Annotated in this window: 13 protein-coding genes; all 13 read right to left on the bottom strand. The window is 58.3% G+C overall.

From position 1 onward, the window contains the following. Positions 1 to 42: 42 nt before the first annotated feature. Positions 43 to 432 carry a RidA family protein gene (locus VGL70_11360; protein HEY3304120.1) on the bottom strand — a complete coding sequence of 130 codons (390 nt, stop codon included), beginning with the start codon at positions 430 to 432 and terminating at the stop codon, positions 43 to 45. 76 nt (positions 433 to 508) lie between these two features. Next, entirely contained in the window at positions 509 to 1507 is a 999-nt protein-coding gene (locus tag VGL70_11355) for an ABC transporter substrate-binding protein (GenBank protein HEY3304119.1), read from the bottom strand. A gap of 20 nt (positions 1508 to 1527) precedes the next feature. After that, positions 1528 to 2541 (bottom strand): ABC transporter substrate-binding protein, encoded by a 1014-nt coding sequence (locus VGL70_11350; GenBank protein HEY3304118.1) that lies wholly within the window; start codon positions 2539 to 2541, stop codon positions 1528 to 1530. A 55-nt stretch (positions 2542 to 2596) separates the two neighbouring features. After that, positions 2597 to 3394, bottom strand: coding sequence for an ABC transporter ATP-binding protein (locus tag VGL70_11345; GenBank protein HEY3304117.1), 798 nt, complete (start codon positions 3392 to 3394; stop codon positions 2597 to 2599). A 2-nt stretch (positions 3395 to 3396) separates the two neighbouring features. Further along, positions 3397 to 4155 carry an ABC transporter permease gene (locus VGL70_11340; GenBank protein ID HEY3304116.1) on the bottom strand — a complete coding sequence of 253 codons (759 nt, stop codon included), beginning with the start codon at positions 4153 to 4155 and terminating at the stop codon, positions 3397 to 3399. Between the two features lie 2 nt (positions 4156 to 4157). Further along, positions 4158 to 4919 carry an ABC transporter permease gene (locus tag VGL70_11335; GenBank protein ID HEY3304115.1) on the bottom strand — a complete coding sequence of 254 codons (762 nt, stop codon included), beginning with the start codon at positions 4917 to 4919 and terminating at the stop codon, positions 4158 to 4160. 36 nt (positions 4920 to 4955) lie between these two features. After that, positions 4956 to 7478, bottom strand: coding sequence for a hypothetical protein (locus tag VGL70_11330; protein HEY3304114.1), 2523 nt, complete (start codon positions 7476 to 7478; stop codon positions 4956 to 4958). After that, positions 7475 to 8332: a hypothetical protein gene (locus tag VGL70_11325; protein HEY3304113.1), complete on the bottom strand. Its 858-nt coding sequence runs from the start codon at positions 8330 to 8332 to the stop codon at positions 7475 to 7477. Before VGL70_11325 ends, VGL70_11330 begins: the two co-directional genes overlap by 4 nt. A gap of 250 nt (positions 8333 to 8582) precedes the next feature. Next, entirely contained in the window at positions 8583 to 8927 is a 345-nt protein-coding gene (locus VGL70_11320) for a cupin domain-containing protein (GenBank protein ID HEY3304112.1), read from the bottom strand. A gap of 39 nt (positions 8928 to 8966) precedes the next feature. After that, the gene (locus tag VGL70_11315; GenBank protein ID HEY3304111.1) at positions 8967 to 9980 is read right to left on the bottom strand and encodes a hypothetical protein; all 1014 of its coding nucleotides are present in this window, start codon (positions 9978 to 9980) and stop codon (positions 8967 to 8969) included. After that, a complete protein-coding gene (gene ald, locus VGL70_11310; protein ID HEY3304110.1) occupies positions 9977 to 11095 on the bottom strand; it encodes an alanine dehydrogenase in 1119 nt (372 codons plus the stop codon). The genes VGL70_11315 and ald overlap by 4 nt, the downstream gene beginning before the upstream one ends. 168 nt (positions 11096 to 11263) lie before the next feature. Beyond that, positions 11264 to 11629, bottom strand: a complete 366-nt coding sequence (locus tag VGL70_11305; GenBank protein ID HEY3304109.1) for a DUF423 domain-containing protein — start codon at positions 11627 to 11629, stop codon at positions 11264 to 11266. 55 nt (positions 11630 to 11684) lie between these two features. Then, on the bottom strand, positions 11685 to 12204 hold a 520-nt coding region (locus tag VGL70_11300; protein HEY3304108.1), incomplete at its 5' end, for a four helix bundle protein.

Here is a 12204-nt window from a genome sequence, read left to right as displayed (position 1 = left end):
TGAGCCTGTCGAAGCATGAACGGAAACGTTGCTAAACTCCGTTCACAGCACCGCGATGCCGTTGATCTCGATCAGGTAATCCGGGTGCGCGAGTCCCGTTATGATGACGAGCGTGCTCGTCGGCGAATTCTTCTTGTACTGCTGCATCCGCACCTTGTTATAACCCTCGCGATACTTTCGGTCGGTGATATACGTCGTGGTCATGACCAGATTGTCGAGCGATCCGCCGGCCTCTTCCAGCACCGCGCGCAGATTCTTGAAGACCTGCTGTGTTTGCGCTTCGATGTCGCCTTTGCCGACCACGTTGCCGTCTTTATCGGATGCGGTTTGTCCGGCGACGAAAAGCAGCCTGCCGCCCTCGGCGAGAATTCCCTGCGAGTATCTCGGCCGCGGATCGGACAAACTCTTGGGCTGAATTACTTTGGTTGCCATTATACTTCCTCCGTCGTTCTTATTTCAGCTTTCATCCCTTCGACTCCGCTCAGGACAGGCTTTCCGGTTTCATCCTTTATTTCGTCGGGTACCGCTTTGCCATTTCGTTGAAGAAGTTCTCCTTCTCCAGCTCCTGGAGAAAGCTTAAATCGACGAACTGCTCCGGCTTGGCGTTTTTTGCCTGCGGCATCTTCTCGGACAGCATGTCGAGCATGAATTGGATGCCCTTCAGCGTCGGATAGGGCTTCTTCGGGATCGACTTGATGTAGCCGTTATACGAATCTTCGAGCACGTCCGGATCGTTGGTGCGCATGTATTTGGCGAAAACTTTCTGGGTCTCTTTCTTGTTGGCATAAATGAAATAAATCGCCTCGACGAATCCCTTCAACGCGTTTTTGACCACGTCGCGATTGGTCTTTACGTAATCGCGCGAGGTGGCGAAACCGTTTCCCTGGACTTCGACTCCCAGGTCACCGATCTGCAGCAGCTCGACGAAGCCGGATTTTCTCGCCGGCGCCGCGGCCGAAGAAGTGAACAGGGTGGCGTCGAGTTTGCCGGCGATCATGGCGGCGAGCCGTTCCGCGTCGGGTCCGGTCGGCAGGAGCGTCATGTCTTTGGGATCGATGTTCAGGTGCTTCAACAAGATAAGCGTAGCGTAATGAGTCGCGGATCCAAACCCACTGATACCGAATCTTTTTCCTTTGAGTTGCTCCAGCTTGGCGATGCCGGGGCGGGCGAACACGATCTGGTCGTATTGCGTCTCCACCGCGGCGACGAGCACGAGGCTAAAGCCGGTCAGATTGGCCTGCACCACCGTGCCGATGTTCACGATCGGCGGATCGCCGCCGGCCAGCGCCTGCGTCGCGATCTGCCCGCCGCGAAGAAAAACCGGGTCCACGTCCAGGCCGTATTTCTTGAACAGGCCGACTTCTCTTGCCACCCAGACGTTGCTCTGCCGGAAGCTCAACGACGGATACCCGATTCTGATCTTCTTCAGTTCCTGAGCCGGGAGCTTACCGGAAGCGCAGAGCTGAACAAGCGCGATCAACGTCACGGTCTGGAAAAATATTTTCATAGGTGCACCTTTCGACAAAATTATTTCCATCCAAGCTGCTTTTTAGCCTCCTCCACAAGAGTCATATCGACATAGCCGGTATACGAAGGGGCTTTCTTGCCTTCGTATCTTCCCGCTTTTTCCCTCAAATCAAAGGTCTTTTCAATCGCCTGCTTGTTAATAGCGCCATCGACTGGGAACGGTTTAAACTCTTCGATCATGTAGCGGTAATCAGCCTCAGCCGCTTCTCGTGTGCTCTTCAAAAGCTTGACGTAAATGGCCAGGGACTCTTCCTTGTTTTTGGGATCGTACAGCCACCGGGTCGCCTCAGCCATCCCCTTTAAGACCTTGACAACCTCGGCTCGGTTGGATTTGAGATAATCGTCATGGACGAACTGGACTACAAATTGGATAGGGCCGAGATACTTATGGAAGTCAGTGAGTTTTGTGAAACCCTCTTTCTCCGCGCGCAAATTGAACGGAGGACCCATGAAAGTAGCTTGGACCGAGCCTCCTTTGAGGGCCGCGTATCGGTCCGGCGAGGTTCCCACGACGAGAAGCTTGTAGTCATTCTGTTTTAGTCCGAACGCTTTTTCCGTTACCTCCCAAAGCATTAGGGTGGTCCCGCCGGTAAGGCTATCGACCCCGATCGTTTTTCCTTTGAGGGCCGCGCCGTTCTTGATCTCCGGGCGCCCCACGAGATCGTATGGCAACTTTTCCATCGCGCCCGAGGCGATTTTTACGTGCGCGCCCTTCTCCATCGCGTCGATCACGTAGTCAGGGTTAATCCGCCCGATGGGAATCGTATTGCTAAGAACGGCGCGTGTTACGTTGGTGCCCCCGCGGATGATGATCTCTTCCAGATAAATTCCGTTTTTTTGAAAGAACTTCTTCTCTTCGCCGACGAACAGGGGCCAACTCGACGCGGTGCGGCCGCTCTGGACGAAGCGGACGGTGGGAAGGCCGGCTTCGCCGGCTTCCGAAGAAGGCGGTAGGCAGTAGGCGATAGGCAGTAGGAAGATGAAAATCCAAACTTTTACGCTGTGAGATGCCATAAAACCTCCGTTGAACATTACTCCATCACTCCAGTGCTCCAGCACTCCATCTTTCTTAGATGGGGCCGCCTTCGCGGGCGGCCTTGACCTCTTCCTCGATCTGTTTCCAGACGACGTTTTCCAGCTCGACGAAGCGAGGATCGGATTTTATATCGAGATTTCTCGGGCGCGCAAGCGGGACCGCGTACTCGGAACGCACGCGCCCCGGACGATGGCTGAAGACGACGACGCGGTCCGAGAGCAGGATCGCCTCCGAAATCATGTGGGTGATGAAAATGACCGTCTTCTTCGTCTGCCACCAGATTCTCAGCAGCTCCAACTGCATGAAAGTCCGCGTCTGCGCATCGAGCGCGGCGAAGGGCTCGTCCATGAGCAGAATTCTCGGATCGACGACCAGCGCGCGCGCCAGATTGACGCGCTGCTGCATGCCGCCGGAGAGCTGATGCGGGTAATGGTTCTCGAAGCCGGAGAGCCCGACGAGGTTCAAATAACGGCGCGCGGTCTCTTCCGCCTCCCTGGAGGATTTTCTTCCTTCCACGCCGAGAAGAACGTTCTTCAGGCTCGTGCGCCACGGCAGCAGCGAGGCCCCCTGGAAAACAAACCCCATCACTAGATCGTTGCCGGCGCCGCTCTGCTCTTTGCCGTCGAGGAATATCTGTCCGCCGGACTGCGGCAGCAGGCCGTTGATGACGCGGAGCAGAGTCGTTTTTCCGCAGCCGCTCGGCCCCACGATGCTGACGAACTCGCCCTCTCTGACGGTCAGATTGATGTCCTTGAAAATGACGAACGGGTGTTGATTCCCGGTCGGCACTTCTTTGGTAAGATTTCTCAGCTCAAGTACGGGCCCGGCCATAACTATTTTATCGCCAGCTCCTTTCTCCACGGGCTGGCGAAGTCTTCGATGATTCTGAGCAACTGAAAACCGAGAATGCCGAGGATGGCGAAGACCGCCACGCCGACGAAGAGAATGGGGATGTTGAGCGTCTGCCCGGCGAAGAAGATCAGGTAGCCCAAACCCTCGGTCGCGCCGAACCACTCGGCGATCGCCACGCCGGTGAGTCCGCGGCCGACGGCGAGCCGTAGTCCGGACAGAATGAACGGGACCGATGCGGGCAACAGAATTTTTAGGAAGAGCCTGCCGCGAGACAGGCGGAAGGAACGGCCCACCTCGACAAACTCCCGGCTCACCACTCTCATTCCGTAAAAGGAATTGATGAGAATGGGAAAGACGCAGCCGAGAAAGACGATGATGACTTTGGACAAGAGGTCGATGCCGAACCAGAGCAGGATGACGGGCGCGAAGGCGATGCGCGGCGTCGTGTAGAGCGCGGTCATCCACGGCGTCAAATAGTCTCTCACGACCGGGCTCAGCGCCATTACAAAGCCGATGGGGACGCCGACTACGGTGGCGAGAAGCATGCCCTGGAGAAAAATCCACGAGCTGGCGTAAAGGTGCGGGTAGAGATCCGCGGTGACGAACAGCATGTCATAGCCTTTGGCGACCACGACCAGCGGCGAAACGAGAAGAGTCGCGTCGTTGACGACGCGCGTCGCCAGGACGTGCCAGAGGACGAAGCCGGCCAGCACCGAAATCGGCTTCAACAAGCTTCTCATGATCACCACTCGGCGGTCTCGCGCCAGGGCGCGAGCTTCTGCTCGCCCTTTTTTATCAACGTGAAGCTTCCCATCCCCAACGCCGCCAGGAGGACTACGGTCACAAAGAGCTTGGGGCTGTCCCAGGTCTCCGACGCGTCGCGCAACATATAGCCCAATCCGGCGTTGGCGGCCATCAGCTCGGCGACGATCACTCCGAGCAGCGCGCGGCCGACTCCGAGTCGCATTCCCGTGATGATGTAAGGCATGGCCGCCGGCAGGCGGACTTTAAACGTGGTCTCCCACGGATTCAGCCGCAGGGATTTCGAGAGCTCCAGGAACGTGGGGTCGATGTTTTTGATTCCCGCCGCGGTGTTCAGCATGATCGCGACGGCAGTGATCTTGAAAACCACGATGACCTTAGAGAAAAGTCCGATGCCGAACCAGATAATAATGAAAGGCACGAAGGCGATGACGGGAACGGAATAGAGCGTCGCGATCCACGGATCCATGACGTCGTCGAACCATTTATACCGGCCCATGAGATAGCCGAGCAGAATGCCGACGAAGCAAGCCGTGCCGAAGCCGCAGGTGAATTCGAAGAGCGTTGCGGAGAGGTGCTTGTTGAGCTGGCCGCTCGCGGCCAATTTCATAAGAGCGCGGAGGACGCTGCTCGGCGGCGGGATCAGAAGCTCGTTCTCCAGCAAGAGGCGAGTCAAAATTTCCCACAGGACGAGGCCGGCGACGATGGAGACGAATCCGCGGCCGAAAGTTTTTTTAAGCAAGAAACCCTCAGGTGGACGGCTGCGACATAGCTCGGATCAGCGGAAGAGTTCCTGATCGTTGCCCTTGTCCTGGGAGAGGTGGATCTTGGGAAAGAGGGAAACGCGGCCCGGCCGGCCCTGAACCATGAAATCTACCGGGATGAAGCCTTGCAGCAGCGGAATCGGGAGCAGCACGCCGGCAAAAGGACTTCCTTGATCGGCGCCGATCATCAGCTTGTCGCCCCATAGTCCGGCGGGCAGCCCGCCGGTGACGTTGAACTGGCTGGCCGAGATGCTGCCTTGGATGGGCGGCAGCTTGAATCTCGTGGTGGGATCTCTTTCGGCCTCCGTCTGGAGATGGGTGTCGAGTCCTCCAGGGGAGGTCGCCGTCGAGGGCGCGCCGACCTCGCGCACGAACCTAAGCGTGGTGTCGCCCGTGTCCGTCTCCGACGGCTTCTTCGCCAGGTTGCCCGCGAGCAGCGCGCGCGGCACGTTTTTTATTCCGCCCTGGCTGTTCTTCGCTCTCGTGTCCACGTCCGCCATCGCCAGGTCGTAGTTTCGTTGTCTCACCGCCATCTGAAAACGGTTGCTGGTGTCGTCGTTGATGCGATAGACCTGGCTGCGCACGCCCCAGGGAGTCTGGTAATTGAGCAGCACCTCGTTGTCGCCGATAAGGCTCACGCCCTTGTCCGCCAGCTCCATGTTGCTCAAGTTGCCGTCGAAGAGGGACGGCTTCAGCGCCAGTCCCTGCGCGCCGTAAAGGTCCGGGTTTTCCAGCAAAAATTTCTTGCTCATCCTGAGGCCCTGATTTGCCATCTTGGTCATGCGCGAAAGCCGCTGCATCGCGTCTTTGGCGGCCTCGCTGTCCTCATAAATATCGAGGATCTGTTTCAAGTAGTGTTCTTGCGCGCCGCGGTCGCCGGTTTTGGCGGCGGCTTGCAGCAGCTCTTTCGCGGCTTTTTCTTTGAGGTCGGCGAGTTTTTTCTCCGAGGCCTTGCCGGACATCTCGTGATAAGCGATCGCCTTGTCGTACATGCCCGCGTCTTCGTAAACGCCGGCGAGAACGCTGTAGACGTCGATTGCCGACTCGGGGTGATTGCGGATGTAGTCGACTCCTTTATCGACGACGTTCTGGTGCGAGATCGGGTTGTTGGTCAGCACCTGAAAGAGATTGGTGCCGATGATCATGACGTTCGCCGCCGCGACCGAGCCGGCGCCGGCCGGCCCGGCGGCCGCGAGCGGCGCGACGCCGATGAGCAGATTTTTCTTGAGGAAGTCGTCGCCCAGGAGAACGAATTTGACCGTGTCGAGGCTCCGCTCGGTGCGCGCCCGCTCGAACGAGGCCAGCAGATTATAATCCGGACTGTCGAGGAGCGACTGCGCCCGCCGGCGCTCGTGCGGCGCGTTCGAGTCGGCGACCTGCCGCAAAATCTTCTTGGCGTCCTCGTGCCGGCCTTTGATCTCCAATCCGACGGCGGCGGCGTCGCGCGCCGCTTCGGCCGCCGGCTTGCCGCGGTGCTTCTTTTCCAGCGCCGCGGCCTGGGACTGAATTTTTTCCGCATCTCGCAGCGTGAGCGCGTAGAGAAGATCCGTCCTATCTTGCATGCCGCGGTCTTCAGGCGCGGCGGCGGTTTGCTTGGACGGCGCTCCGGCAAGCGCTTTCTTTCTTTCCTGCTCCTCCGCCTGGGCGCGCTCCTTCAGCTTCCCGAGGCCCGCTTCCGCCGGGCGCGACAGCGGGTCGATCACGGCAGCGACCTCGTAATGGAACTCGGCCTTGGAAAAATCTTTTTTCTTGATCGCCTCCTCCGCCTTGTCGATCTGCTTTCCGGCCAGGAAGCGCTGCTTCTTTTTTTCCAGCGCCTCGATCTGCTTTCGGATCTCGGGATTTTTAGGATCGTCGGGGTGGCGCTTGACGTGCTCGTTGAGCAGCGCGAGCGCGCGGCGCTCTTCGGTCGGCATCTCCGACGAGCCCAGGAAAACGATTTGCTGCATGGCGGAATCGACGCCGGCGCCGATGTAATTTCCCGTGGCGACGTTCGCCAGGTCCACCGAGGTCAGCATGCGGTTCAAGATGCCGCCCCATTTGTTGTGCGCGGCCTTTTTGAGCTGCTCGTTGGCCTGGTTCAAGTCGTCGTTCTTGATGCGCGACTCGATGAGCTGCTTGTGCTGCGGCGAGGCGACGAACGTGAGGGCCTGTCGCTGCGCCTCCAGATAGCGCTCGCGATCCTGAATCGTGTTGTTGGTGAGATCGCGGACCTGATCCGTAAGGCCGGTGATCGTGCCGCGCTCTTTTTTCAGCCGGGCGTCGCGCTCGGTGAAGAAGCGGAGGTCGTCCGCGAGATTCTCGCTCTTGCCGGTGAGCGCGCCGATCATTGCGGCGCGCGCGCGCTTGTCCACCTCGTCGGGAAAAAATTGCGGCGCGGCAGGCGGCTTGTCGAAGGGATCGAACTCGGGCAGAGGGTTGAGAATCCGCTCGGCGAGATCCGGGTTCTCTTGCGCCGCAATTTGCCCGCCGCCAAAGGCGAGCCAGGCCAGCATGCACAAGGCGCACAACAGCGCAGGTTTATAGATGCGTCTCACCGGCTGAGTCTCCGGATTCTTTCCGTCTGTCCTCTCAGCGCCTCGACCTTGCCCTGGGCTTCGATTTTCTCCACGATTCCGTCCACGTCCGCCACTTCCGTATAAAACCTTAGAGCGGACTTTGCAAGCTGCTCATAGACCGGGAGCTCGAACGCCAGACCCTCGGGATCGTTCTGCGCCGTGTACTCGCGCGCCAGACGGAGATAGAAGTCGCCGAAGTCCAGAAGATAGCGGTAATAATTCTTGCTCTGGCGGTGCTTGGTGATGAGCTGGCTGTAGGCCAGGATGGTGAGCTGGTTGCCCTCGGTCAAGCGGTAGCGGTTTAGCTCGACGAAGGCGACCTTGGCCCGGTCGATCCTCTCTTCCTCGACGCGGGCGAGGTATTCGTACGGCGTGCCCTGATGCTGCTTGACCATTTCATTCCAGGCCTCGACCTTTTCGTCGAGGCCTTTGATATAGGCGAACGGGTCCTCGGTGGAAAGCGGTTTGTCCAGAATGTTATTGAACGATTCCAGGACCTCGATATTTTTCTTCGCCTCGGCGCCGAGCGCGCCGTCCAGCTCGGCGACCTTGCGGTAATTGGCGAGCGCCGGCTCATACTCTCTCAGCCGCTCGTAGGCGACGGCCCGGCTGAACTGGATGATGTCGGTAAATTGTTTTGGATTTTTCCTTTCGTAGTCGTCGAGGCGGACGAGAGTCGCCTTCATGATGTTGACGCCGGTCACGTCCTTGGCGATCGGGAAGCGGTAAACGTCCTCGCGCGCGAGGCGCTGGAAGTCCTTGACGATGTCCATGAGGTTCTGCGCCGGGACGTACTGCCTCTCGACGGCGAGCTTGGAGGAGCAGGAGGCCAAAAAAAGGGGAACGACTATCCAAAGATATTTGAAATTCCCCCTTGAATTTGGCTTACAGAATCGGAATAAGAATGCCTCGCGCCAAGACGCAAAGCACGCCAAGTCCAGAGAAATATTTCTTTCTTTGCGTTCTTGGCGTCTTGGCGCGATAAATTTTCTTGAAGTCGTTCTGTTCAGCATTTCAAAAGTAAGTATCTAAGGCGAAAAGAGGTATCAAGGTTGAAGGGTTTAAAGGTTGTCATCGGAGAAGTCAGCCGGTCTTGATCAGCGAATAGAACAACACCAGCTCGCCGGTTTTTCCCGCGGCGAAGTCGTGCGGCGTCCGCTTGGGAATGTGGCAAAGCGTGCCCGGCGCGAGCGCGATCCTGCGGCCGTTGACCTTGAGCCGGCCGCGTCCCTTGAGCACCTGGCAGAGAACGTCGCGATCGCTGTGCTCGATTTGTTTCGCATCCGCGCGCTTTCTTGGTCTGAAAGAGATGATGCCGGAACTGAAGCCGCGCCCCTCCGCCACGGACGTGTAGCGAATTTCATCGTTGATTTTTTTTAGCTGTGTAAGAGCTTTCTTGATCGTGATAATTTTTAACTCTCGCCTCATGCCTGTCCTGAGCTCGTCGAAGGGCCTTTCGCCTCACGCCTACTCTTTGATCTCTTCAAAGATCTCCTGCACGTGCTTGTCGGCATCGCTGCTCGGCACGCGGCAGGAGCCGACCACGCGGTGCCCGCCGCCGCCGTGCTTTTCCATCAACGCGCCGACGTTGACCTTGGAGGTCGAGCCGAAGATGTTGTAGCCCACGGAAATCGCCGTCGTGTTCGGTCGTTGGAGATCGTCGGCAACTTTCAGAGAGATGTTGCCCTTGGGGAACAGCGTGTAGACCAAAAAACGGTTGCCGTCGGGAATATTCTTGACGCCGCGCAGGTCGGTGAAAATGACGTTGCCTTTGAGCGTCGTCCGCTCGAGGAGGATTTTCTTGAACTTCTCCTGTACGTCGAGAATTGTCTGGCAACGTTTTTTTACTTCGGGATCGCTCAGCGTCTCTTCTAAAGATTTGTCGCGCAGCAAGTCGATCAGCCGGCGCCAATAGGGCTCGTCCTCGGCGTATTTGCCGTCGATCGTCATCGAGATCAGCACGTATCCGGCCGGATGGAGTACGTCCTCGGACGTGAGCTTTGCGGCGTCGATCTTGTCCGCCTCATCGAGCATGTATTTGATCCGCTCTGATCCCAGCACTTTAGTCTTTTCTTGAATCTTACTCTCGTCTCTCGCCTCATCCTTCGATGGGCTGGGGATGACCCTGAGCGAGGTCGAAGGGTCACGCCTCACGTCTTCCGTGGTGTAATATTCATACACGACCCGCGCGGCGCTCGGCGCGATGCGGAATCCACCTTTGCCGGGAACGATGGTTTCCTCTCCTGACGTTCCCGAATGTTTTTCCCACGCCGGCGCGTTCGTGATGTGATGGTCGAACCAGAGCGTGCAGTTCGGATGGTAGGGGAGGTTGGCGATGATGTCACCGCTGCGAATGTCCACCATGCCGTCCTGCATGAATTTGGGTTCGACGAAGAGAAAAGAATCGACGGTATCTTCCATGAGCGTGATGACGGCGCCGCAGGCGAGCCCGTCGAAATCCGCGCGCGTGACGAGCCTCATGCTGCGATCGCCTCCGCCAGCGCCGTGGCTTTCAGTCCGAATGCCGCGGCCACCCCTTCGTGCGTGATCTTCCCATGGTACGTGTTGAGGCCCTTGGCGAGCGCCCGGTCTTCCTTGAGCGCTCGCGGAATTCCCTTGTCTGCGAGCAGAAGCCCGTAAGAGAGCGTCGCGTTGGTGAGCGCGTAGGTGGAAGTGTTGGGAACGATGGCGGGCATGTTGGTGACGCAGTAGTGAACGACTTCCTCTTCGACGTAAATCGGATGGCGGTGCGTCGTCGGACGGGAGGTCTCGGCGCAGCCTCCCTGATCGATCGAGATATCGATGAACGCCGCTCCCGGCTTCATCCTCTTAATGAGCGCGCGCGACAGCAGCTTCGGCGTCTTCGCCCCCGGAATCAGGACCGTGCCGATCACGAGATCGGCATCCACGACTTCTTCCTCGATGTTCGCGCGGTTCGACATCAGCGTCGTGACGTGGCCGCCGAGAATATCGTGGACGTAGCGGAGCTTCGACGGATTCACGTCGAGAATGCTGACATAGGCGCCCATGCCTTCGGCCACTCTGCAAGCGTTCGAGCCGGCGATCCCGGCTCCCAGGATCGCCACTTTGCCGGGACGCACGCCGGAGGCGCCGCCGAGGAGAATTCCCCGCCCTCCGTTCTCCGCCTGCAGGCACCAGGCGCCGACCTGGAGCGAAAGCCGACCGGCGACTTCGCTCATCGGCGTCAAGAGCGGCAGCGAACCGTCGTCCAGTTGGATCGTTTCATAGGCGATCGCCGTGACTTTTTTTTCTCGAAGTATTCGGGTCAACTCCTCGTTCGCCGCCAGGTGAAGATAGGTGAAGAGAATCAACCCTGCGCGGAGAAAAGGGTATTCGGAGCGAAGCGGCTCCTTCACCTTCATCACGAGATCGGATCGTTGCCAAACTTCGGCCGCGGAGTCTACGATCGTCGCGCCCGCGCCTTCATAAGATCGATCCAGGATGCCGCTGCCGGTCCCCGCGCCCTTTTGCATCAGCACCTGATGGCCGTGAGCGATGAACGCCGCGACTCCGGTCGGGGTGATCGCGACGCGATTTTCTTCCTCTTTTATTTCCTTCGGGACCCCGATGATCATGAGTAGGATCAGTTTAATCTAGGTGGAGAGTTATGTCCATAACGATGGCTGTGCGTTGGAGTAGTATTGGAGTGGTGGAGTCATGGAGTCATGGAGTAATGGGTTTAACCCAAATTCCAATACCCCTTTACTTCATTACTCCATTCTTGCGGGAATCGGCGGATCAGATCAGCGCCAGACGGACCATGCGAGAAGAAGCCATGCGAGTAAGAAGGCGAGGCCTCCTATGGGGGTGATCGCTCCGAGCCAGCGCGGGCCGCCGAGGGCGAGGAGGTAAAGGCTGCCGGAGAAGACGACCGTGCCGAAGATGAACAGCCAGCCGGCGGCGGTAGCGGAAGATCCCGGCCAGCGCGTCGACGCCCACGCGACGGCGAGCAAGGCGAGCGCGTGATACATATGATAACGCACGCCGACTTCGAAGGTGGCGAACATGTCCGCCGTCAACTTGCCTTTGAGCCCGTGCGCGGCAAACGCGCCGAGCGCGACGGCGAGAAAGGCGGAGATAGAGCCGGCGGCGAAGAAAAAACGGTCCATGTGTCGCTTCGCGAATCTCAAATCTCAGATCTCATATTTCAAACGAAAGAGGGCTTCAGGATTCGCTTTCCGGTTTGCGGGACTTTCTTCGCTCCTCCGCGGCTTCTTCATTGATCCGACGAATCTGCTCTAGAAATTCTTCTCGATCCCGCTTCCCGGCGTATCGTGTCCTCGCTTTTTCGTCCAGATGACGCTGCCCTGAGATATCCGACTCTTTCAGCTTTTCGATCCAACCGTAAAGCTGCCGCGATATGTTTTCGCTCCGGTTTTTGAGATCTGAAATTTGAGATTTGAAATCGTCCAGCGTTGGCCAGCCTTCGATAACCAGCAGCATCGAGCGCACCTCGCCCGCCGAGCCGCGTGCGATAAACAGGAAAGCCAGCAGCTCGCTCGTCGAGCCGCGCTCGAAGCCTTCGGCGATGTTGTTCGAGATCGACAACGCGGCGCGTTCGAGCTGGTCCCGGAGTCCAGGATGGCGTCGCAAAGGCTCTATTGACGTGAACTCGTACATCGCCCGCGCGAGGCCGGCGGAATCCTGCCAGACGGGCAGTTCTTCAAAGCGACGATACTTCATG

This window comes from Candidatus Binatia bacterium (genome assembly GCA_036504975.1).
In the GTDB taxonomy this organism is placed as follows: Bacteria; Desulfobacterota; Binatia; order UBA9968; family UBA9968; genus JAJPJQ01.
Note: the sequence above shows the minus strand (reverse complement) of the source record. Positions and strands in the feature narration are given on the sequence as shown.

Bases quoted from the DNA above. Each gene is read 5' to 3' on its own strand.
- VGL70_11340 (HEY3304116.1), bottom strand. From the start codon at position 4,155: ATGAGAAGCTTGTTGAAGCCGATTTCGGTGCTGGCCGGCTTCGTCCTC.
- VGL70_11360 (HEY3304120.1), bottom strand. From the start codon at position 432: ATGGCAACCAAAGTAATTCAGCCCAAGAGTTTGTCCGATCCGCGGCCG.
- VGL70_11350 (HEY3304118.1), bottom strand. From the start codon at position 2,541: ATGGCATCTCACAGCGTAAAAGTTTGGATTTTCATCTTCCTACTGCCT.
- VGL70_11320 (HEY3304112.1), bottom strand. From the start codon at position 8,927: ATGAGGCGAGAGTTAAAAATTATCACGATCAAGAAAGCTCTTACACAG.
- VGL70_11355 (HEY3304119.1), bottom strand. From the start codon at position 1,507: ATGAAAATATTTTTCCAGACCGTGACGTTGATCGCGCTTGTTCAGCTC.
- VGL70_11305 (HEY3304109.1), bottom strand. From the start codon at position 11,629: ATGGACCGTTTTTTCTTCGCCGCCGGCTCTATCTCCGCCTTTCTCGCC.
- VGL70_11315 (HEY3304111.1), bottom strand. From the start codon at position 9,980: ATGAGGCTCGTCACGCGCGCGGATTTCGACGGGCTCGCCTGCGGCGCC.
- ald (HEY3304110.1), bottom strand. From the start codon at position 11,095: ATGATCATCGGGGTCCCGAAGGAAATAAAAGAGGAAGAAAATCGCGTC.
- VGL70_11345 (HEY3304117.1), bottom strand. From the start codon at position 3,394: ATGGCCGGGCCCGTACTTGAGCTGAGAAATCTTACCAAAGAAGTGCCG.